A 23,200-nucleotide genomic window follows, 5' to 3' on the forward strand; every position below is an offset into this window, starting at 1 on the left:
GAGAAGTATGAAGAGAGTGAATTTTTCATTCTCTTCTTTCTCATTTTAAATAGTATGTAACTCTTTAAAAACTATAAAACTCTACAACAAATAATTTAAAATAAAAAAGTAATTTAAAAACTTAAGCAAATAAAAAACAAATGAATTTTAAAAACTTTATAATATTGATCTTATTTTGTTCAAATGCTTTTTCCCAAACAAAAATAGAACAATTAAACCTAATGCCTTGGCCTCAAAATATTGCCTTAAACGAAGGTAAATTTCTTTTAAAAAGCAATTTTAAAGTTAATATTACAGGAGTAGTTAATCCTAGAGTTTTTACTGGAACTACTAATTTTTTACGCAGATTAGATGGAAGAACAGGAATGTTTTTTAGTCAAGGTTATATAAAAAAGACAAATGAAGAGCCTAATGCACAATTACAAATTAATAGTCTTAAAAAAGGTAGTGTTGGAATAAATGAAGATGAAAGTTATAAAATCGAAATTACTTCAAATAAAATTACTATTAATGCTACAACAGACATAGGTGTATTACATGCTTTGGAAACACTGTTGCAATTATTGCAAAACGATAGTAATTCTTTTTATTTTCCTAATCTTATAATTTCAGATTTTCCAACTTTCACTTGGAGAGGTTTAATGATTGATGTAGCCAGACATTTTCAACCTGTCGATGTTATGAAAAGAAATATTGATGCTATGGCTGCAGTAAAATTAAACGTCTTACATTGGCATTTAGTGGATGATCAAGGTTGGAGAATTGAATTAAAGAATAAAAAGAAATTAACCGAATTAGCTTCAGATGGCAATTATTACACACAAGAAGAAATAAAAAACATTGTAAAATATGCAGATGAAAGAGGAATATTAATTGTGCCTGAAATTGATGTTCCGGGTCATGCTACAGCTATTTTAACCGCATATCCAGAAATAGGAAGTAAATATGTAAAAGACCCTAAAGAGCAAAAGCAAACACAATATACTATTGAAAGAAATGCGGGTGTTTTTACTCCTACACTAGATCCTTCAAATCCTGAAACCTACAAATTATTAAGCGAAATTTTTGACGAAGTTTGCCCATTATTTCCTGGAAAATATTTTCATATTGGTGGTGATGAAAATGAAGGAAAAGATTGGGATGCAAATCCAGTAATTCAAAAATTTAAAGAGAAAAATAACTTTAAAACCAATCATGAATTACAAAGTTTTTTTACCTTAAAGTTGGTACCAATGTTAAAAAAGCATAATAAAGAAATCATAGGTTGGGAAGAAATCATGAACGATAAAATGCCAAAAGGAACCATAATTCATTCATGGAAAGGTCCAAATGAAGGTTCACCAGCTGGAGAATCATTAATAAATGCAGCAAAAAAAGGATATAAAACGATATTGTCAAATGGTTATTATATTGATTTAATGCAAAGTGTAAATGACCATTATCTTTCTCCAATTATTCCAAAAGAAGCAGTTTTAACAAAAGAAGAAAAAGATAGAATTTTAGGAGGTGAAGTTACAATGTGGAGTGAATTAGTTACATCTAAAAATATTGATTCTAGAATTTGGCCTAGAACAGCAGCTATTGCAGAGTTATTTTGGTCAAATGAAAAAGCTATCAATTTAAAAAGCATGAAAAAGAGATTACAATTTGTTTCTAATAGATTAGAGGAACTTGGAATTAGTCATATTAAAAATAAAAAGATGATTTTAAGGAACATTAGTAACTATCAAGATATTTCTTCACTAGAAAATTTATCTAATATTTGCGAACCTTTAAAGATTTATACAAGAAATAAAGGAGGAACAGAATATCAGATGTTTTCTCCATTTACTTTATTTGCAGATGCTTGTACTTCGGATGCTTCAAATGCTATCGATTTTAATGAGCTAGTTGATAAATATTTGCAAGAGAAAAAACCAGAAGATTTAAGTAGAATTAATCATTATTTAAAAAAATGGATTTTTATGCACTCAGATTTAGTCCATTTAAGTGAGAATGCTCCATTAATTCAGCCAGTTTTACCGCTTTCTCAAAGTTTAAGCAATTTGTCAAAAGAATTATTATTTGCTTTTGAAGATAAAAAGCAAATAGATAAATCGTTACTTAATGAACTATTTGCTAAATGTAATTCAAAGAACTATGCCGATGTTGAATTAGCAATTTGCAGTGGTTTGGAGAAAATAATAGATAATCTTAATTAAAAATATACTTTTTTATTAAATACATAATATTGAGAGATTCATGCAGTTTGTTTAACTTTTTATGCGTTTGGTTGATTTATTTTTTTTAGGTTTTTTTTAGGTTGTAAATTCACATTGATTGTAATTTTTGCAATTAACAAACAAACAATTTACTAACTAAAAACAAACAAAATGATCAGAAAACTTTATTATTTGTTAAGTTTCTTACTGATTTGTCCATTACTAATGCATGCACAACCTAATCATAACAAAAAAGTGATTGGTTATTATGCACAATGGGCAATTTACGCAAGAGATTTTAATGTTTCTAAAATTGACGGAAACAAGTTAACACATCTTATGTATGCTTTTTTTGGAACAGAATTTGATCCAGCAAATCCTCAAAGTGCAAAAATTAAGTCATTAGACACCTATGCAGATTTTGAACATACTGAAGGTGGAGCTCCTTGGAACGCAGTTCCGAAAGGTAACTTTTATGATTTAATGCAATTAAAACAAACCTATCCACATTTAAAAATTTTAATATCTATTGGAGGTTGGACAAAATCACAGGATTTGCCAGGAATTGCAGCTTCACCTGTAGCAAGAGCAGCTTTTGCACAAAACATGGCTAATTTTCTAACAACATACCCATTTATAGATGGATTTGATATTGATTGGGAATTTCCAATTGTTGGAGGAATTGATGGAACAGAAGTAATAGGCGGTATTACTCCACCTGCACAACCTCACACACCAAATGACCATAAGAATTTAGTATATTTACTAAAGGAAATGCGTTTAGCAATGCCTAACAAATTAATATCTATTGCAGCTGGAAACAGCGTAGTGAATGTCCCTAATCAGTTTATTGGACCTGGAAATAAAGCTCAATTTGGAATGACTGATGATATTACCACTTATTGTGATTTTATTACATTTTTTGGTTACGATTTAGGAGGTAATTGGTATGATAAAACTTGTTACAATGCTCCATTATATGGAAGTGGAAATGCAAATGACCCTTTAAATGCTAATAATGAATCTTTAGACCATTTAACCAATATTTATTTAAACACATTAGGGATTCCTAGTAATAAATTAGTAATGGGAATTCCTTTTTATGGCAAAATGTTTAATTCAGTAGCTAATAATGGAATTATACCTTCGTTACCAGGTCTTTTTGTTTCTGCACCTAGAACAACAGGGAGCTGTGTAAATCCTCAAGCACCTCAAGGCACTTGGGATAATGGTTTTTGTGAATTTACTGGAAGTATAGAATTTTGCGATATTGCAGGAAATAGTGGAACCACAGGACATCACTATTTAAATCCAGCTAATCCAGAAAATCTATTACCTGCTTCGGCTGGAGCTGGTTGGGTTAGATATTGGGATAACACAGCTAAAGTGCCCTACCTTTATAATGCTACAACACATCAATTTATAACTTATGATGATAAGAAATCAATTGATGAAAAGGCAAAATTCATTAATTTAAAGAATTTAGGTGGTGCAATGATTTGGGAACTTTCTCAAGACACAAGACCAGGAAGCCCAGAACCTGCTGCACTATTAGGCCAAATAAATACTACTTTTTCTGGAGTTACACCACCACCTCCTACAATTGTCACTGTAAAACTCACATTTAAAGATCAATTAAATAATGCTATTTCAGGAGTTTCTACAGTATTAACTAAGACTTCAGATAACTCAACAGTTACAGCAGTTTCAGATGCAAATGGGAATGTGCAATTTCCAAACACAGCTACTAATTTAGCATATACTTTAAGTTACAGTAAAAATTCATTTACTTTTTCTCCACAAACAATAACAATTGCTTCAGGAAGTTTAACATCTAATGTAACTTATAATGTTACTGGTTCAACTCAATCAAATGTTACCTATACTATTTCTGGGTCTGTTAAAAACGGAACTACAGCTTTATCAGGTATCACTGTTACATTAACAAATAATGGAGTAGCAAGCACAACTACGACAAACAGTAGTGGTAATTACTCCTTTGCAAGCTTAGTTCCTAATCAAAATTATTCGGTAGCAGCATCAAATAGCGGTCAAACATTTTTACCTGCTTTAGCTTCATTTACTAATTTAAGTGCCAATCAAACTCAAGATTTTACACTTCAAGTTACAAATTCTACCTATTTAATTAGTGGAACTGTAAAAGATGGAACAATTCCTGTAGCAGGAGCAAAAGTCGATTTAGTTTTACCATGGACAGATAACACTCATAATTGGGTAAATTTATCAACTCAGACAGATGCACAAGGCAATTATCATTTTGAAAATGCAGCTTTAAGTGGTTATAACACTTATTTAAGTTTGAAGTTGAATGCATGGGAAAACAATGATGTTACTTATTTGCCATCATACCCTCAAGCAAATCTTCCTACAACACCGCAAACTTTTAATTTTAACACGCAAAGTGTTGTTGCAACAGCACCAGTTGTTACAATTACAGCACCAACAAGCCCTACAGTTTCATTAAATTTAGGAGAAGCTATTAATTTTGTTGCCAATGTAGGTTTAAGTAATAACGATGGAACTACAATTTCTTCAGTTGTATTTAGTCTAGATGGTCAAAATTTAAGTAGTATAAATTCATCAAGTAATTATAATGCTAGTTGGACACCAGTTGCTAATCAGTTTTCTGGAAATCATGTCTTAACAGTAACTGCCACAGCTTCAAATGGTACAATAGATACTAAAACTTATAATTTTGCATTAACTTGTTCAGGTTCAAACTGTCCAAATCAAACAGTATCAATTTCTGGATCTGTTAAAAACGGAACTACAGCTTTATCAGGAGTTACAGTTACATTAACAAATAATGGAGTAGCAAGCACAACTACGACAAACAGTAGTGGTAATTACTCCTTTGCAAGCTTAGTTCCTAATCAAAATTATTCGGTAGCAGCATCAAATAGCGGTCAAATATTTTTACCTGCTTTAGCTTCATTTACTAATTTAAGTGCCAATCAAACTCAAGATTTTATACTTCAAGTTTCAAATTCTACTTATTTAATCAGTGGAACAGTAAAAGATGGAACAATTCCTGTGGCAGGAGCAAAAGTCGATTTAGTTTTACCATGGACAGATAACACTCACAATTGGGTAAATTTATCAACTCTAACAGATGCACAAGGCAATTATCATTTTGAAAATGCAGCTTTAAGTGGTTATAACACTTATTTAAGTTTGAAGTTGAATGCATGGGAAAACAATGATGTTACTTATTTGCCATCATACCCTCAAGCAAATCTTCCTACAACACCGCAAACTTTTAATTTTAACACGCAAAGTGTTGTTGCAACAGCACCAGTTGTTACAATTACAGCACCAACAAGTCCTACAGTTTCATTAAATTTAGGAGAAGCTATTAATTTTGTGGCCAATGTAGGTTTAAGTAATAACGATGGAACTACAATTTCTTCAGTTGTATTTAGTCTAGATGGTCAAAATTTAAGTAGTATAAATTCATCAAGTAATTATAATGCTAGCTGGACACCAGTTGCTAATCAGTTTTCTGGAAATCATGTCTTAACAGTAACTGCCACAGCTTCAAATGGTACAACAGATACTAAAACTTATAATTTTACTTTAACTTGTTTAGGTTCAAACTGTCCAAATCAATTACCAGTTATTACGTGGATTAGCCCATCAAATACAACTATAAATCAAAATTCGTTTCAAGTAGTTCCAATTTCTGTAACAGCTACAGACACTGATGGTTCTATTTTAGGGGTAACAATCACAATAAATGGAAGTACACATGCAATGATAGCTGGTGTAAATGGGACTTTTACTTATAACTTTATGCCAACTGCTTATCAAGCTTATCCTGTGGTTATTAGTGCAACAGATAATTTGCAAGCTATTTCAAGTTTAAATAAAACCATTACGATATCGAATATATCAAATAATAGATTCATTCCGTTGCCTTCTAAAGTGGTTTTAGGATATGCTCATTCATGGGAAAATGCTGAAGCTACATTCATGTATTTTAATCAAATGGTAGGAAGCAAATTTAATGTGGTTGCCTATGCATTCGTGGAAACGGTCAATCGAGATGGTTATACACCAGTTTTGACAACAAATGACAATAGATATTTGTCTAATGGTGTTTTTGATAAACAGTTATTGAAAAATGATATTCAAACATTAAGAAATAGTGGAGTTCCAGTAATTGTATCTATAGGAGGTCAAAATGGGCATGTAGTTTTACAAACAGTTGCACAAAAAAATATATTTGTTAATGGATTAAAAAGCATAATAGACGAGTATCAATTTGATGGAGTTGATATTGATTTTGAAGGAGGTTCAATGGATTTTGGAGCGGCTGGTTTAACCGATTTTTCGTATAATGGAATTTCAACATATCCAAGACTTAAAAATATAGTAGATGCTTTCAAAGAATTAAAACAATTTTATGGACCAGGATTTATATTGACATCTGCTCCAGAAACATTTTATGTTCAAGTTGGTTATCAAAGTTATGGTGGAACTGCTGGTTCATTTTTACCCGTATTACACAATTTAAGAAATGAATTAGATTTGCTGATGGTTCAATTGTATAATACTGGTCCAGTTGGTGGTTTAGATAATCAAAACTATTTTTCAGCAACACCAAATTTTATAACCTCTATGACAGACATGCTAATGAAAGGGTTTAATGTAGGCACAACAGGATTTCATTTTGATGCTTTACCACCTTCAAAAGTGATTGTAGGATTACCTGCGTGTCAAAGAGCTGCAGGAACAGGATATTTATCTCCAACCGAAGGAATTAAGGCTTTGAACTATTTACGATTTGGAACTGATTTTTCAGGAAGGACTTACACAATGCAATCGGGTGGTCCATATCCAGACTTAAGAGGCGTAATGACTTGGTCTGTGAATTGGGATGCAGCTGCTTCATGTGCTTTAGCTTATGAATTTTCAAATGCCTATGGTTCTTATTTTTTAGCTTCACCTATTGTATCCAATACTATTAATAGAGCTAAAGAAAATTCTGCTAAAGGGTTTCTTTATGATAATAAATTAAAAGTTGAAACTAAAAATTCTCTTATACAACAAGTTAGAGTCTATAATCTTTTTGGACAGTTAGTTGTTTCTCAAAATTATAATGGAACGGATAATAAAGTTGAAATTTCACATGATTCATTTACAAACAAACAAGTCTATGTTGTCAAAATTATTGATAATGAAGGAATTGTTACTGAAGTTAAAGTATATTAATTCTCTCAATATTTAAATTTGGTTGTTACTAAAATCCCATTACATCATTTGATATAATGGGATTTTTTATTTAAACTACATACTATATTGTGTTAAAATTGAATTTTTTTTCAACTCAATTGTTAATTTTTTATTGTGTATTTGTTTATTAATAAAAAAAAATGTTAAATTTGAACTCAATAATCACTAAAAACTAAAGCTTATATAATAAAAATACTTTTTAAAAATACTAACCCAAATTAATTTAAAAGGTATTATTATGGCTAATAGTTTAATTTCAGATGCACTTCTGGTTAAAAATTATATTGAAGGTGAAGAATCTGCCTTAGGTATTTTAATTGAGAGACACCAATCAAAAATTTACGGATTTATTTATACTAAAATTCAAGACAGAGATGTTTGTGATGATGTATTTCAAGATACATTTATTAAAGTAATTAAAACATTAAAGTCGAAATCGTATAATGAAGAAGGGAAATTTCTTCCATGGGTAATGCGAATCGCTCATAATTTAGTTATAGATTATTTTAGAAAATCGAAAAAAATGCCAATGCAAAGAGACAACGATGAGCATTCGGTTTTCTCTTATCTAACAGATAATAACTTAAACATTGAAGACCAAATTATTCTAGATCAAGTTGAATTTGACTTGTCAAGATTAATTGAAGAGCTTCCTGAAGATCAAAAAGAAGTACTACAAATGCGTATATATCAAGATTTAAGTTTTAAAGAAATTGCCGATTCAACAGGAGTGAGTATAAACACAGCATTAGGAAGAATGCGTTATGCTTTAATGAATTTGAGAAAGGTTATTGAGAAAAATCAAATTATTTTGACTAATTAATAATAAAATTATTTTTTTGCCGTTATTAAATTATTAATAAAATATTATAATTAATGGCAAAACTTTACTCTAAAGAAAAATTAGCTTCACAAAGCATGTTACCAAAGAAAGAAACAATTGCGTTTATACTTAATTATTCAAAAGCTTTAAGTATTAAAAAAATTGGTAAGATGTCTTTTGAGATTATTGCTAATTAATTGGAATGCTTCATAATAGTCTATGAAGCATTCTTTTTTTGATATTCTTCTAAAACTGATTTTCTACCTATCGTTTTTGTAATTATATCTTTTTCTAAACACCAACCTCTAGCTGGTGAGTATTCCCTTCCATACCATATAATTTGTAAGTGTAAATCATTCCAAGTTTCTTCTGGAAATAATCGTTTTGCATCTCTTTCTGTTTGTTGTACATTTTTTCCATTACTTAGATTCCATCGATACATTAATCTATGAATGTGTGTGTCTACAGGAAATGCAGGTACTCCAAAGGCTTGACTCATCACAACACTTGCTGTTTTATGACCAACTGCTGGCAAACTTTCAAGTGCTTCAAAGCTTTGAGGGACTTCTCCATTGTATTTCTCAATAAGAATTTCAGATAATCCATGAATGCCTTTAGATTTCATAGGTGATAAACCACAAGGACGAATGATTTCTTTGATTTCTTCAACACTCATTTTTATCATGTCGTATGGATTGTCTGCTTTTGCAAATAATAAAGGTGTAATTTGATTTACTCTAACATCAGTACATTGTGCAGAAAGTAAAACAGCAATTAATAAGGTGTAAGGATCTTTATGATCTAATGGAATTGGTATTTCAGGATATAATTCGTTTAACGTATTTATAACAAATGTTACTCTTTCGTTCTTTGTCATTTTTGTATTTTTATAGTCTAATAATAATTTTAACGCAAAGTTAAACTTTTAACATAGTAAAATAAATAAAATGACAACATTAAAAAAAGGAGATAAAGCTCCTAACTTTTCAGGATTAGATCAAGAAGGTAAAAAACATACTTTAGCAGATTATGAAGGGAAGAAATTAGTAGTTTTCTTTTATCCAAAAGCAAGTACTCCAGGTTGTACAGCAGAAGCATGTGATTTAAGAGATAATTTTGAACGCTTTAAAACTAATAACTACGCTTTACTTGGGGTAAGCGCTGATAGTGCAAAAGCTCAAACAAAATTTATTGAAAAATATGATTTACCATTTCCATTATTAGCAGATGAAGATAAATCAGTTATTCAAGCATTTGGAGTTTGGGGACCAAAAAAATTCATGGGAAAAGAATATGATGGTATTCATAGAACTACTTTTATTATTGATGAAAAAGGAATTATTGAAGAAGTTATTGAAAAAGTAAAAACAAAAGAGCACGCAGCTCAAATTTTAAAATAAAAAAAGCCGAAGTGAATACTTCGGCTTTTAAACTTTTTCTCGAGTAGAAAAAATTACTGCTATTAACCGTTACAAATATACGACTACTCTTTATAAGTTGGATACAACTTTTCTGCCGTTCTTGTTAAAGTTTTAGTTATGTACTATAGTCTTTTTATTTCTATTTAGTTATTTCATTCGAAACAGGTTGGTAACCAAATAATCGGTGTTTTTTTATCAATTCAGCATTTCCTTCAGGAAGCATATCTTCCCAACCTTCTTGTCCATTTCCAATCATTTTTAAAACTTCTCTTGAAAATATATCCAAATTCTTTTCGTCAAAATCAGTAATGTCCACTACTTTTCCGTTGAACTTAAAGAATTTGTATAATTCTTTCATTCTAGGGTGCACTTTTAAGTTTTCAGAATTAATTAAATTACCTTCATCATCTTTCATGGGATACAAATACACTTTTAAATCACGATAAAAGAGTTTTCCAAAAGCTTCTAAAATACCACCAGATAAATGTCTGTAGTATTTTTCATCAAAAATGTCTACTAGATTGTTTACGCCCATGGCTAATCCCATTCTAGCTTTGGTATAATTAGAAAAATATTCGACAACTTTATAATATTCTTGGAAATTTGAAATCATTACAGTTTGTCCTAATGAGCATAATAATTCGGCTCTATCTAGAAAATCTCTTTCATCAATTTCACCTTCAGCTTTAAGATTTGAAAGTGTAATTTCAAAGACAACAAATGTGTTATCAACATCTACTTTTTTCTCTTCTATAAACATGTTGTATGATTTCATATACATATTCATGTTTACCTTAGTAACAGGTCTAAAACTTCCTCTTAATGCTAGGATGTTTTTTTTGTAAAGTACAGCAGCTGGTAAAATATTATTTCCATCTGGACCAAACATGACGGCATCGGTCATTCCATTTTTAACTAATTGCAAACTCATTAATCGATTATCTACTTCAGCAAATCGAGGTCCAGAAAAATTAATAGTATCAATTTCCAATTGATCTTTGTCTAAGTGATCATATAGATAACGTAATAATTTTTTAGGGTTATTGTATTTGTAAAAAGCACCATAAATTAGATTAACACCTAAAATGCCTAATGTTTCTTGTTGTAATTTTGCATCAGTTTCTTTAAAACGAATGTGAAGTGTAATTTCATTATAATCTTCATCTGGCTCAACTTGGTATTTAATTCCTACCCAACCATGTCCTTTATATTGTTTTGCAAAATCTATTGTTGCTACAGTATTAGCATAACTAAAGAAAATTTTATTTGGATGTTTATCTCTTTTTAGTCTGCTTTCTGTTAGTGTTGTTTCATGAGAAAGCATTTTTTTTAATCTACTTTCAGTAACATATCTACCATCTTTTTCTATACCATAAATAGCATCACTAAAATCCTTATCATAAGCAGACATGGCTTTTGCAATTGTTCCTGAAGAAGCACCTGCTCTAAAAAAATGTCGTACTGTCTCTTGACCAGCACCTATTTCAGCAAAGGTACCATAAATGCTTTCGTTTAAATTAATACGTAAAGCTTTGTCTTTAATTGAAGGAATTTGTTCAATAGCTTTATCACCTCTTACTTTTATGTCTGTAATAATACTTTTCATTAAATCTATTCTTTAGGATAATAGTAGTTGTAATTTCTAATTATGCAAAGTTAATTAAAATGATAAAAAATAGTGCAATTATTATTATTTTTGTACAATATGAAGGTTTTAAATGTTTATTTCTTAGGAACTGGTACTTCTCAAGGTATTCCTGTTATTGGTAGCAATCATTCAGTTTGTCTTAGTGATGATAGTAAAGATAAAAGATTACGAGTTTCAGTTTGGGTTTATTCGGAAGATTTTTCTATTGTAATTGATTGTGGTCCAGATTTTAGACAACAAATGTTAACATCTGGATGTAGCCAAATTGACGCTTTGTTGATGACGCATGAACATGCAGATCATACAGCTGGGTTAGATGATATTCGTCCTTTTTATTTTAAACAAGGTGATATTCCTATTTATGCACATAATCGAGTATTAGAGAATTTAGAAAGAAGATTTGATTACATTTTTAAAAACGAAAATAAATATCCAGGAACACCTTCAGTAATTACAATCGAAGTAAAAGAGAATGGCAATTTTAAAATCAAAAATCAACTTATTGAACCTATAAATGTTATGCATGGAAATTTACAGGTTTTTGGTTATAAAATAGGTGAATTTGTTTATTTAACAGACGTAAAGACTGTGGAAATTGCTGAAATTAATAAAATAAAAGAATGTAAGGTGTTGGTTATAAATTGTTTAAGAGAAGAGCCGCATCATGCACATTTTAATTTAGAAGAAGCCTTAGATTTTATATCTTTGGTTCAACCAAAAAAAACTTATTTAACACACATAAGTCATCTTTTTGGTTTTCATGAAGAAATTCAGAAAAAATTACCAGAAAATGTTTTTGTAGCTTACGATAATTTAGAAATTTTAATTTAACCACATGAAAAACACTTTTTTATACTTATTTATTCTTTCACTTTTGCTTAATATTTTTCAGTATGTAAATTCTAATAAGATTTTAGATGCAAAAGAAAAAGAAGTTCAATTGACTAAAGATAGATTGAAAATTGCTAGAGATTCCATTTCAATTGTAGGCTATAATGATTATTTCGATATCGAAAAAGATCAAGATGCTCAAGATTACTTTTATTCTAATAACTTAGATTATTTAAAAGTGATGCAAAAAGTAAATGAAGATATTCTAGATTTAAATACTAAGCCAAAAGGAAATCCTTTAATTCCTTATGAGCCTATAGATGGTAAAAACTTTATAATTAATAAAGCAAAAGTTTTAAATCACAGATGGATTATTGCTGAATTTTCTAACACAGAACTTTGGGGGCAAATTTTAGTAAAATACTTTCATAACGAGGATAAATCTACCGATTTTGAAACTGTTGAAACAATTCTTTACGAAAAACAAAGAATGAAATAATAAAGAGTCTGTCTGAAAAGTCTGAACGTGTCATTTTGTTTGCTTATATAAATCAGAATTTTTAATAATTGGTTTATTAACCTTATTCAGAAACTGAAACAATCAGATTGAGAAAACAACTATTTTTGGACAGTCTTTTATTAGGTATTTTCTATATTTTATACCACACAACTACTAAATATGTATAAGTTAATTATAAGACCAATACTTTTTCTTTTTGATCCAGAAAAAGTGCATTATTTTACCTTTTCGCTTATTCGCTTTTTAAATAAATTAGGCTTTGGTGCTATCTTTAATAGTATTTATGAAGTAAAAAATAAGCAATTAGAAACGGAAGTTTTTGGATTAAAATTTAAAAATCCTGTTGGTTTAGCAGCAGGTTTTGATAAAGATGCAAAGTTATATAAAGAACTTTCTAACTTTGGTTTTGGTTTTATTGAAATAGGAACATTAACTCCTAAAGGTCAAGATGGTAATCCTAAAAAAAGATTATTTCGTTTAAAAAAAGACCATGCAATTATTAATAGAATGGGATTTAATAATGGTGGAGTTTTAGAAGCTGTTGAACGGTTAAAAAAGAATAATGGAGTTTTAATTGGTGGAAATATTGGTAAAAATAAAAGTACTCCAAATGAAGAAGCTGTAAAGGATTATGAGATTTGTTTTGAAGCTCTTTTTCCTCATGTTGATTATTTTGTGGTAAATGTGAGTTCTCCAAATACACCTAATCTTCGTGAATTACAAGATAAAAAGCCTTTAACAGAACTACTTCAAACGTTGCAAGAAAAAAATTTGGCTAAGCCAGTACAAAAACCCATATTACTTAAAATCGCACCTGATTTAACTAACGAACAATTGCTAGATATTATTGATATTATTAATGAAACGAAAATCGCAGGTGTAATTGCCACAAATACAACCATTTCAAGAGAAGGATTACAATCTGAAAATCAAAAAGAAACAGGTGGTTTATCAGGAAAACCATTGACTAATCGTTCTACAGAAGTGATTCGTTTTCTTTCTGAGAAAAGTAATAAATCGTTTCCTATTATTGGAGTTGGAGGTATTCACACTGTTAAAGATGCACTTGAAAAGTTAGAAGCTGGTGCAAGTTTAGTTCAGTTATATACTGGATTTATTTATGAAGGACCAAAGTTAATTAAAGACATAAATAAAGCTATTTTAAAAGCAAAAACGATTTCGTAAAATAGATTTCTTTCCTATCTTTGGCTACTCATGAAAAACGTCAAAATTATAGAATGTCCTAGAGATGCTATGCAAGGCATCAAAGATTTTATTCCTACTCAAAAAAAAGTGCAATATATTCAGTCGCTTTTAAGAGTAGGTTTTGATACTATTGATTTTGGAAGTTTTGTTTCTCCCAAAGCAATTCCTCAAATGCAAGATACAGCTGAAGTTTTGGCTCAATTGGATTTATCTACAACAAAAAGTAAGTTGTTAGCTATTATAGCTAATACTAAAGGAGCAGAATTAGCAGCCGTTCATCCAGAAATAAAGTATTTAGGGTTTCCTTTTTCTATTTCTGAAAATTTTCAAATGCGAAATACTCACAAGACTATTGCCGAATCGATAGTAACCTTACAAGAAATCTTAGAAATAGCATATAAAACTAATAAAGAGGTAGTTACTTATATTTCTATGGGTTTTGGTAACCCTTATGGAGATCCTTGGAATGTAGAAATAGTAGGTGAGTGGACCGAAAAATTAGCAGTAATGGGTGTTAAAATTTTATCTTTATCAGATACAGTTGGAAGCTCTACACCAGATGTAATTGATTATCTTTTTTCAAATTTAATTGTAAAATACCCAAAAATAGAATTTGGAGCACACCTACATACTACACCAGATTCTTGGTTTGAAAAAATTGATGCAGCATACAAAGCAGGTTGTAATCGTTTTGACGGAGCTATAAAAGGCTTTGGTGGTTGCCCAATGGCAAAAGATGATTTAACAGGAAACATGCCAACAGAGAAAATGCTTTCTTATTTCACTGCTAATAAAGTTGAAACGAATTGTCATGCAATTAGTTTTGAAAGTGCCTATAATGAAGCACTAAAGATTTTTAATAACTACCATTAAAAGGTTGATCTTATGCCGTATTTAGAATATTTAGGTTTGTATACTGTTTTTATACCTTTATTTTCATTTATTTTTATAACTCTTTATTTTATTATACTTTATTGTAAATATAAAGGTCCTAATGATTTATTTGTGAACTATTCTTTTTATATGCCCATGATTGGTTCTCTAGCATTAGGCATTTTACTTTTTTATACCTCTTTTTTTTGGATAACCTTAGGCATATACACACTTACTTTTTTTGCCCTTCATTTAGTCTCGTTTCAAGCTTTAGGTAATGCGGTCAAGGATAAAACAAGTATGGGAGTGACTATGTTTTCAGGTCTTGTAGGAATGTATGTCTTTTTTTCTTGTGCATTAGCTTGTTTTATTAAGCATTTATTTTAAGTAATTAAGAATAAGTTATTTAGTCTTTACGACGCATTGTAATTTTAATTTATTCTAAATAAAGTTTGTAAATTACTTTTTACTTTATATTTTTGCAGCATAAATTATTTTAAATAAATCTAAATAAACAACAAAATGCGTTTTAATAAGTACATTTTAGGATCACTTTCACTAGCTTTATTCACATTTACTTCATGTTCAGATGACGATACTGTTATTGAAGAACCAGGACTTATAGTTCCTGAAACTTACACATTTGAAAGAAATGGAACTACAACAGTAGATTTCGAAGGTCAATCAAGCAGATTATTAATGTTACAAGAAATGGGTAATTACATTAAAGATCAAGCAGCAGTAAGTGCAATTGTTGATGTTACCGTATTAGATAATATGTATGCTAATACAAATAACCCTTTCTCAACAACTGAATTAAACGCATCAGGGAAACAATTAAGAAATAAAACGGCAGCTTCTAAAGATTACTTTGTAAATCTTGGCGGAGGAGGTTCAATAGTTGAACAAGCTGAAGTTAGAAGTTATTTTGAAACACAATTCGATGATGCAAATGCTGCAAGTCAAGGAGCTGTTGCATCAGCAAATGTTGCTGGTTATTATGTTGATGGATCTTCTACACGTCTTTTTGCTGCTAATGGATTAGAACCACAACAAGTATTATTAAAAGGTATGATGGGCGCATGCTTTATGGACCAAATTGTAAATAATTATTTAAGTAGTGCAGTTTTAGACGAATCTACAAGTAAAGAAGACAATACAAATAAAGTATTAGTTTCTGGATATAACTATACTAATATGGAGCATAAATGGGATGAAGCTTATGGTTATATTTATGGTGCAGGTGGAGGAAAATACTGGGATAGTTATATTAACCAAGTAGACGCTGATGCAGATTTTAGTTCTATAAAAGAGAACATTGAAGTAGCATTTAGAAAAGGAAGAGCAGCTATTGTAGCAAACAACTATACTGTAAGAGATGAGCAAATTGCAATTATAAAAAGTAATTTAGCAAAAGTTCCAGCTGTAAGAGCTGTTTACTATTTAAAAAATGGAAAATCAAAATTAATTACTGACAATGGTGCTAAAGCTTTTCATGCAATTTCTGAAGCTTATGGTTTTATAATGTCATTACGTTATACTAATAATCCTGAAACAAATGCACCATACTTCACAAAAACAGAAGTTGATGCTTTATTAGCAGAATTAACAGACGGAACAAATGGTTTATGGGATGTTGATTACCTAAACATTCATTTAGATAGCATTGCTATTGAAATAGCGACTCGCTTTGGATTTACTGTTGCACAAGCAGAAACAGTTAACTAAAAAATAATAGTAGCTAAATTGTTATTGCAACTATTTTAAATTAATTTTGCAAAAAAATTATATGATGAAGAAAATCATTTTTTTAATTATTCCCATATTTATTCTAGCTTCTTGTTCTGGAGGAGATGATAGTAATAATAGTGGTGATGATTACAACAGAACAGAATTATTGATGAATTGGGCAGATAATTTAATTATTCCAAGATATAATGATTACCAATCAAAAGTAAATGCATTACATACCAATACTACAACTTTTACCAGTAATCCTGATCAAACTAATTTAGATGCATTAAGAACATCATGGTTAGAAGCCTATAAAGCTTATCAGTATGTAGGAGCATTTAATATTGGAAAGGCAGAAGAAATTAATTTAAATAGTGCAACCAATGTTTATCCAACTAATGTAGTTGGCATAGAGTCAAATATTACAAACGGTGGTTATAACTTTGCTTTGTTATCTCAATATGACAAACAAGGCTTTCCTGCAATTGATTACCTAATAAATGGTTTGGCAAATAATGATACAGAAATAATTGATTTCTATGTGTCAAATACCAATGCTACAGGATACAAACAATATTTAACAGATTTATCAAGTCAATTAAAAACAAATATTGATTTAATAATTACTGATTGGAATACATCATACAGAAATGCTTTTATTAATAGTAACGGAAATTCAGTGAGTAGTTCAGTAAACAAAACAGTAAACAATTTTGTTAAACACTATGAAAAAGATATAAGAGCAGGTAAAATAGGTATTCCAGCTGGAGTATATTCTAATGGAACTGTATATCCAGAAAAAGTAGAAGGTTTGTATAAAGGAGACATTTCAAAAATTCTTTTAAATGAATCTGTAAAAGCAGCACAAGATTTTTTTAATGGAAAACACTTCAACAGTAATATAATTGGTATAAGTTTAAAATCATATTTAGATTATTTAAATACAGTTAGAAACGGTCAAAATCTTAGCGATATTATCAATAATCAGTTTTCAACAATTAATGATACAAATGCTACTTTAAACGATAGTTTTGCAAATCAAGTAAACACTAATAACACAGCAATGTTAAGTAGTTTTGATGCCTTACAACAAAACGTTGTATATTTTAAACTAGATATGATGCAAGCATTAAACATAACAGTTGATTATGTAGATGCAGATGGAGATTAATCTCACACTTATTAAAATTGTTTAAAAACTATTTAAATAAAAAATCACAGTCCATAACGCTAGCTTTTTTTAGGCTAGCGTTTGGTTTAATGATGCTATTTAGCATTATTAGATTTGTAAGTTATGGATGGGTTGATAAATTTTATATCCAACCAAAATTTCACTTTACTTATTATGGTTTTGAGTGGGTAAAACCAATAGGAACCTACACATACATAGTATTTATCATCTGCGGATTATCAGCTTTATTTGTAGCTATTGGTTACAAATATAAATTTGCAATAATAAGCTTCTTTTTAAGTTTTACCTATATAGAATTAATGGATAAAACTACTTATTTAAACCATTATTATTTTATATCTGTAATAAGTTTCATTCTCATTTTTTTACCAGCAAATGCTACACACTCAGTAGATGCCTATAAAAACGAAAAAATACGATCTCAAGAAGTACCAAGCTATACAATTGATATTTTAAAACTAATGCTAGCCATAGTTTATTTTTATGCGGGACTAGCAAAACTAAATTCAGATTGGCTTATAGATGCTATGCCATTAAAAATTTGGCTACCAAACCAGTCTAATGTTCCAATAATAGGAAGCCTATTGCATGAAACATGGATACAATATGGTTTCAGTTGGATAGGTGCTATATACGATTTGAGCATCCCATTCCTATTATACAATAAAAAAACAAGAAATTTTGCCTTTCTTCTAGTTGTATTATTTCATGTTATAACCAAAATATTATTCCCAATAGGCGTATTTCCTTACGTAATGATAATTAGTACTTTACTGTTTTTTGATGCAAGTTTTCATAAAAAATGTATGGATTTCATCTTGAAAATAGTAAAAATTGACAGCTTATCATTTTATAGTAGCCAAACTTTTAACCAAAAGCAAAATACAACATTTACAAAAGCAAAAATTGCCTTTTTAGCCTTGTTTATGGTATTTCAATTAGCTTTTCCATTTCGATATGCATTATATCCAGATGAATTATTTTGGACAGAAGAAGGCTATCGATTCTCATGGAGAGTTATGCTAATGGAAAAAGCAGGTTACACCCAATTTTATGTTATTGATGCAGAAACTAAGAAAAAAAGATTTGTAGATAATAGTCTTTTTTTAACAGCTTTTCAGGAAAAACAAATGGCTTTTCAACCCGATTTTATCCTACAATATGCACATTTTCTTCATAATCATTATAGAAAAATTGGAGTAAATGATCCAATTATAAACGTTGATAGTTATGTTGCATTAAACGGAAGATTAAGCAAACGATATATTGATCCCAAAATAGATTTAGCAAAAGAATATGAATCATTCCAACACAAAACGTGGATTTTACCATTTAACGATGACATCAAAGGTTTTTAGTATACTTATATTACTTTTTTCAATTAGTACTTTGGCTCAAAAAAGCGTTAAAGGAATAATTAAAGATACCAACCAAAAAGGACTTGAAAATGTAGAAATATATAATAAAGCTACTTATCAAAATTATTTTAGTAATGCTAATGGAGAGTTTGTAATAACCTCATTGGCAAAAGGTGAAAATCCCATTGTTTTTTTCTTACAAGGTTATAAAATTAGAGAAGTCATAATTAATGAAACCTTTCAAGATTTAGAAATAACATTAGAAGAGTTAGCCACTTCTCTCTCAGAAGTAGTTATTATTAAAGAAAAAGAGAAACAGTTTGCTTTAAATAAACTGAAAGACATAGAAGAAACTGCTATTTATGCAGGTAAGAAAACAGAAGTAATTTCATTAGATAAAATTACGGCTAATAAAGCTACAAATAATCCTCGTCAGGTGTATGCGCAAGTCGTTGGATTAACCATTAACGAAAGTAATGATGGCGGTTTGCAATTATCAATAGGAGGAAGAGGGTTAAACCCAAATAGAACCTCTAATTTTAATACACGTCAAAATGATTATGATATAAGCGCAGATGTTTTAGGATATCCTGAAAGTTATTATGCAACACCTACAGAAGCATTAGAAGCTATACAAATAGTAAGAGGTGCGGCTTCTTTACAATATGGGACACAGTTTGGAGGAATGGTGAATTTTAAAATCAAAAAACCAAGTTTACAACCTATTGAAATAGTAACAAGAAGTACAGTTGGTTCCTATAATTTGTTTACCAATTTTACAAGTTTAAGTGGAACCAAAGGAAAATTTAGTTATTATTCCTTTTATAATTATAAAAAAGGAGATGGCTTTAGACCTAATTCTAAGTTTGATTCAAAGTCCTTCTTTGCTAACTTAAATTATCAGTTTTCCCAAAATACATCTTTGCATTTTGATTATACTTATTTTGATTATTTAGCTCAACAACCAGGAGGATTGACAGATGTAATGTTTGCAGAAGACCCAAAACAAAGTAATCGTGCTAGAAATTGGTTTGATGTAAATTGGAATCTTTTTGCGTTACGTTTTAAACATCATTTTGAGCATAATGCTGATTTTTCCTTACAATTGTTTGGCTTAAACGCTTCAAGAAAAGCTTTAGGATATCGATCAAATAGAGTTGCAAATCCAGATACACCAGGAACAGAGCGTGATTTAATTTTAGGAGACTTTGTAAATTGGGGAGCAGAAGCACGTTATTTGAAAAAATATGATTTATTAGGAAATAGTAACGCATTTTTAATTGGAGCCAAATATTACCAAGCTGAGAATTCAGGTGTTCAAGGTCCAGGAAGTTCAGGAAGTGATGCTAATTTTAATCTCGCTACAGACGAATTTCCTAATTATAGAAGTCAATCTGATTATTCCTATCCTAATTTAAACTTTTCCATTTTTGGAGAGAATATAGTTAAACTTTCAGAATCTTTTTCTGTCACTCCGGGTTTTCGTTATGAAAACATTAAAACTCAAGCCAATGGTTTTTACAGAAGAATTAATACTGATTTAGCAGGAAATGTTTTATTCGATCAAACTATAAATGAAGAGAATATTAAAGAAAGAGATTTTTTTCTTTTTGGTATAGGATTAAGTTACAAAATGAAAAACGGACTTGAATTATATGGTAATGTGTCCCAAAATTATCGTTCGGTAACTTTTAATGATATTAGAACAGCAGCTCCAAATTTTGAAATTAGTGCAGATATAACCGACGAAAAAGGGTATACTTCAGATATTGGTATAAGAGGAAAAATGTTAGATTTTGTCTCATTTGATGCAAGTGTTTATGCTTTATATTACAATGATAAAATAGGAGAATCTTTTATTTTAAGTCCTACACAAGCCATGCCTGTTCGTTTTCGCAACAATATTGGAACCGCTTTAACCTATGGTTTTGAATCTTTAATAGATTGGAATATTGCAAAAACATTCTTCAGAGATAATGAAAATTTCATTTGGAGCACTTTTTCAAATATAGCCATTACAGATTCTGAATATTTAAAATCAGAAGTAAATGCGATAGAAGGGAATAAAGTAGAATTTGTACCCAATTATAATGTGAAAATAGGAACAGGATTAGGATACAAAAATTTCTTAACTAGTTTGCAATTTACTTATGTTTCCTCACAATTTACAGATGCACTGAATAATAAAACAGAACAAAATGATGATACTTATGGAATTTTTGGAGAAATACCAGCTTATCATGTATTAGATTTTTCTACTTCTTATAAATGGAAACATTTAAAATTGGAAGCAGGAATAAATAATGTATTGAACAATTGGTACTTTACTAGAAGAGCAACAGGTTATCCAGGACCAGGAATTATTCCATCAGAACCAAGAGTTTTTTATGCAACCATTGAGTTTAAATTTTAAACTATGTATAACATGTATAAGCTGAATACACTTTTTACACTTTTACTAGTATTTTATTTTAACCCATTTAATCAGAATAGGTTTAATACAGTTGAAATAAAACCAAAATATACTATTTTATTTATTGGGAATAGCCTTACTTATACCAACAATCTACCAAAGCTTGTAAAGAATGAAGCCAAACAAAAAGGGATAAAAGTTAATGTAGAAATGCTTGCTTTTCCTAATTATGCCATAGAAGATCATTGGAATGAAGGAACCGTACAAAAACGAATTGCTACCAAAAAGTATGATTTTGTAATTATTCAACAAGGTCCTTCATCTCAAAATGAGGGTAGAAAAATGCTAATTGAATATGGAAAGAAATACAGTACATTATGTGAGTTAAATAATGCTAAACTCTGTTATTTTATGGTTTGGCCCTCTATACATAATTATCAAACTTTTGAAAAGGTAATCCAAAATTACAAAGATGCTGCAACCATGAATAATGCCATCTTACTTCCTGTAGGAGAGGTTTGGAAAGAATATATAGATAAGACTAACAGTTTTAAATACTTTAGTGCAGATGCATTTCATCCTTCATTAGAAGGAAGTAAAGTAGCCTCAAAAGTAATTGTAGAGCATCTATTTTCTGAACAAAAAAAATAAACGCTATATTTTCTTAAATTACTTTTAAGGGATTTTCTGTCATTAAATAAATTAAAAAAATAGCTGTAAATTCATATTGCAAGGTTGAAAAGAATAGTTTAGGTTTGTAGGAATATATAAACAGAAAACAAATAATTCCCAATTAAAATTAAATATGAATAATTTACAAGAAGCCCAAAGTGATATGAGAACTGGCTATGGTCATGGTTCAATAGGTGTTTTTATTTCTGGAATAGTTTGGATAACGGCTAGTTTGATGGTGAATTATTATTCTCCTCAAAAAGGTATATGGACTTTAATAATTGGAGGAATGTTGATATTTCCATTGGCTACTTTACTCGGAAAACTTATAGGCATTAAAGGAGGACATAATAAAAGTAATCCTCTAGGAAAACTAGCAATGGAAGGAACAATTTGGATGATTATGTGCATTCCGTTAGCTTATGGTTTGTCTTTAGTACATGTAGAATGGTTTTTCCAAGGTATGTTACTGATAATTGCTGGAAGATATCTAACTTTTGCAAGTATTTATGGGTTGCGTATGTATTGGATTTTAGGAAGCATTTTAGGATTAGCAGCATACATTTTATTCAAAATAGAAGCTGAAGCCTTTATTTCTGCATTAACAGGAGGTTTAATAGAAACCCTATTTGGTATCGTTATTTATGTTATTTACAAAAATGATAAATTAAAAATAGCAAAACAATAGTTAGTTACTTTTTGATAAAAAAGGTAAAATGCAAAAAAAATCTCAATAGCTCAGCTGATTGAATCTTCACTCAAAGGAATGAGTATCAAAACCTGTAAGAAAGCAAACAATCTAGCTTTATCACCACAATGATAACACGGAAATCCCTTCCGTGTTTACAATTAAAATAAAAAATAGAAGCTGTCAAAAAGTATATTCTTGTCATTCTGAATTTATTTCAGAATCTTATATGATTTAGAATCTTATTCACCTAGGTGAACATATTGACAAAAAATACTTTTTGGACAGTTTCTTTTGTTGTTTACAAAAAAAATACCCTTTACGGAAACCCGTAAAATAAACCCAAAAAAGCATTCTATTTTTA

At 29.7% G+C, this 23,200-nt stretch carries 18 protein-coding genes; 16 read left to right on the forward strand and 2 right to left on the reverse strand.

Translation table 11 applies throughout. The features are described 5' to 3' along the window. Nucleotides 1-140 precede the first annotated feature (140 nt). The 4 genes from ACULEV_RS05285 (at nucleotide 141) to ACULEV_RS05300 (ending at nucleotide 8,477) form a co-directional block, all read left to right on the forward strand. Nucleotides 141-2,201, forward strand: coding sequence for a beta-N-acetylhexosaminidase (locus ACULEV_RS05285; RefSeq protein ID WP_445457628.1), 2,061 nt, complete (start codon nucleotides 141-143; stop codon nucleotides 2,199-2,201). 171 nt (nucleotides 2,202-2,372) lie between these two features. Then, the gene (locus ACULEV_RS05290) at nucleotides 2,373-7,436 is read left to right on the forward strand and encodes a glycosyl hydrolase family 18 protein (protein ID WP_445457629.1); all 5,064 of its coding nucleotides are present in this window, start codon (nucleotides 2,373-2,375) and stop codon (nucleotides 7,434-7,436) included. Nucleotides 7,437-7,695: 259 nt separating this feature from the next. Continuing rightward, entirely contained in the window at nucleotides 7,696-8,280 is a 585-nt protein-coding gene (locus ACULEV_RS05295; RefSeq protein ID WP_445457630.1) for an RNA polymerase sigma factor, read from the forward strand. A gap of 53 nt (nucleotides 8,281-8,333) precedes the next feature. Beyond that, a complete protein-coding gene (locus ACULEV_RS05300) occupies nucleotides 8,334-8,477 on the forward strand; it encodes a hypothetical protein (RefSeq protein ID WP_445457631.1) in 144 nt (47 codons plus the stop codon). Nucleotides 8,478-8,497: 20 nt separating this feature from the next. On the opposite strand, the gene ACULEV_RS05305 is transcribed toward ACULEV_RS05300, so the two are convergent. Continuing rightward, on the reverse strand, nucleotides 8,498-9,157 hold the full coding sequence (locus ACULEV_RS05305; RefSeq protein WP_445457632.1) for an endonuclease III domain-containing protein: 660 nt from the start codon (nucleotides 9,155-9,157) through the stop codon (nucleotides 8,498-8,500). 70 nt (nucleotides 9,158-9,227) lie between these two features. On the opposite strand from ACULEV_RS05305, the gene bcp reads away from it, so the two are divergent. Next, nucleotides 9,228-9,680 carry a thioredoxin-dependent thiol peroxidase gene (bcp, locus tag ACULEV_RS05310; protein ID WP_445457633.1) on the forward strand — a complete coding sequence of 151 codons (453 nt, stop codon included), beginning with the start codon at nucleotides 9,228-9,230 and terminating at the stop codon, nucleotides 9,678-9,680. Between the two features lie 160 nt (nucleotides 9,681-9,840). On the opposite strand, the gene ACULEV_RS05315 is transcribed toward bcp, so the two are convergent. Then, nucleotides 9,841-11,298, reverse strand: coding sequence for a TonB-dependent receptor (locus ACULEV_RS05315; protein WP_445458521.1), 1,458 nt, complete (start codon nucleotides 11,296-11,298; stop codon nucleotides 9,841-9,843). Nucleotides 11,299-11,406: 108 nt separating this feature from the next. Here ACULEV_RS05315 and ACULEV_RS05320 point away from each other — a divergent pair, with 108 nt between their 5' ends. The 11 genes from ACULEV_RS05320 (at nucleotide 11,407) to ACULEV_RS05370 (ending at nucleotide 22,836) form a co-directional block, all read left to right on the forward strand. After that, nucleotides 11,407-12,180: an MBL fold metallo-hydrolase gene (locus tag ACULEV_RS05320; protein WP_445457634.1), complete on the forward strand. Its 774-nt coding sequence runs from the start codon at nucleotides 11,407-11,409 to the stop codon at nucleotides 12,178-12,180. 4 nt (nucleotides 12,181-12,184) lie between these two features. Then, nucleotides 12,185-12,679 carry a hydrolase gene (locus ACULEV_RS05325; protein WP_445457635.1) on the forward strand — a complete coding sequence of 165 codons (495 nt, stop codon included), beginning with the start codon at nucleotides 12,185-12,187 and terminating at the stop codon, nucleotides 12,677-12,679. A gap of 180 nt (nucleotides 12,680-12,859) precedes the next feature. After that, on the forward strand, nucleotides 12,860-13,885 hold the full coding sequence (locus tag ACULEV_RS05330) for a quinone-dependent dihydroorotate dehydrogenase (protein ID WP_445457636.1): 1,026 nt from the start codon (nucleotides 12,860-12,862) through the stop codon (nucleotides 13,883-13,885). Between the two features lie 30 nt (nucleotides 13,886-13,915). Beyond that, a complete protein-coding gene (locus tag ACULEV_RS05335) occupies nucleotides 13,916-14,779 on the forward strand; it encodes a hydroxymethylglutaryl-CoA lyase (RefSeq protein WP_445457637.1) in 864 nt (287 codons plus the stop codon). A 12-nt stretch (nucleotides 14,780-14,791) separates the two neighbouring features. Continuing rightward, on the forward strand, nucleotides 14,792-15,166 hold the full coding sequence (locus ACULEV_RS05340) for a hypothetical protein (RefSeq protein WP_445457638.1): 375 nt from the start codon (nucleotides 14,792-14,794) through the stop codon (nucleotides 15,164-15,166). Between the two features lie 135 nt (nucleotides 15,167-15,301). After that, on the forward strand, nucleotides 15,302-16,507 hold the full coding sequence (locus ACULEV_RS05345; RefSeq protein ID WP_445457639.1) for a DUF4856 domain-containing protein: 1,206 nt from the start codon (nucleotides 15,302-15,304) through the stop codon (nucleotides 16,505-16,507). Nucleotides 16,508-16,571: 64 nt separating this feature from the next. Beyond that, on the forward strand, nucleotides 16,572-17,684 hold the full coding sequence (locus ACULEV_RS05350; protein WP_445457640.1) for an imelysin family protein: 1,113 nt from the start codon (nucleotides 16,572-16,574) through the stop codon (nucleotides 17,682-17,684). Nucleotides 17,685-17,773: 89 nt separating this feature from the next. Next, nucleotides 17,774-19,063, forward strand: a complete 1,290-nt coding sequence (locus ACULEV_RS05355) for an HTTM domain-containing protein (RefSeq protein WP_445457641.1) — start codon at nucleotides 17,774-17,776, stop codon at nucleotides 19,061-19,063. Beyond that, a complete protein-coding gene (locus tag ACULEV_RS05360; protein WP_445457642.1) occupies nucleotides 19,044-21,476 on the forward strand; it encodes a TonB-dependent receptor domain-containing protein in 2,433 nt (810 codons plus the stop codon). Before ACULEV_RS05355 ends, ACULEV_RS05360 begins: the two co-directional genes overlap by 20 nt. A gap of 3 nt (nucleotides 21,477-21,479) precedes the next feature. Beyond that, a complete protein-coding gene (locus tag ACULEV_RS05365) occupies nucleotides 21,480-22,127 on the forward strand; it encodes an SGNH/GDSL hydrolase family protein (protein ID WP_445457643.1) in 648 nt (215 codons plus the stop codon). Nucleotides 22,128-22,281: 154 nt separating this feature from the next. Next, entirely contained in the window at nucleotides 22,282-22,836 is a 555-nt protein-coding gene (locus ACULEV_RS05370) for a DUF7010 family protein (protein WP_445457644.1), read from the forward strand. Nucleotides 22,837-23,200: the final 364 nt, after the last annotated feature.

Source organism: Flavobacterium sp. HNIBRBA15423, assembly GCF_052655965.1.